The following is a 430-nucleotide window of genomic DNA, read 5'->3' on the forward strand; positions in this document are numbered from 1 at the left end:
GTAGGCCGCCGTCGCGAGGCCCTCGTCGGGCAGGTAGCCGGTGCCCCGCAGCGCCTCGGCGAGGTCGTCGGGGCTGGCCGGTGCGGCCGGGAGGGTTGTGGGCTGGCTCACCGGCCCCTTTCCCACGGCCCCGGCGGGCCCGCGTTGCGGCGGGTTGCAGGGTCAGCCGAGGATCGCCCGGGTCACCGCCACCTGCTCGGTCAGCACCCCGCCGATGACGGCCTGGGTCTCGTTGATCGTCTCGATGACCACGCCGATCGAGGCCAACGAGCCGACGACGGCGTCGACCTGCTCCTGGATGGCGTTGATCTTGGCGTTGACGTCGGTGGTGGCGACGGCGGTCTCCCGGGCCAGCTCCTTGACCTCGTTGGCCACGACGGCGAACCCGCGACCGGCCTCCCCGGCCCGGGCGGCCTCGATGGTGGCGTTG

1 protein-coding gene is annotated in these 430 nt (G+C 74.0%); it reads right to left on the bottom strand.

The genetic code is table 11. The features are described from left to right. Positions 1-162: 162 nt before the first annotated feature. Positions 163-430: methyl-accepting chemotaxis protein (locus tag M3677_RS17460; RefSeq protein WP_285844945.1), on the bottom strand; the 268-nt coding region annotated here is incomplete at its 5' end.

Source organism: Curtobacterium sp. P97 (assembly GCF_023712445.1).
Taxonomy (GTDB): domain Bacteria; phylum Actinomycetota; class Actinomycetes; order Actinomycetales; family Microbacteriaceae; genus Curtobacterium.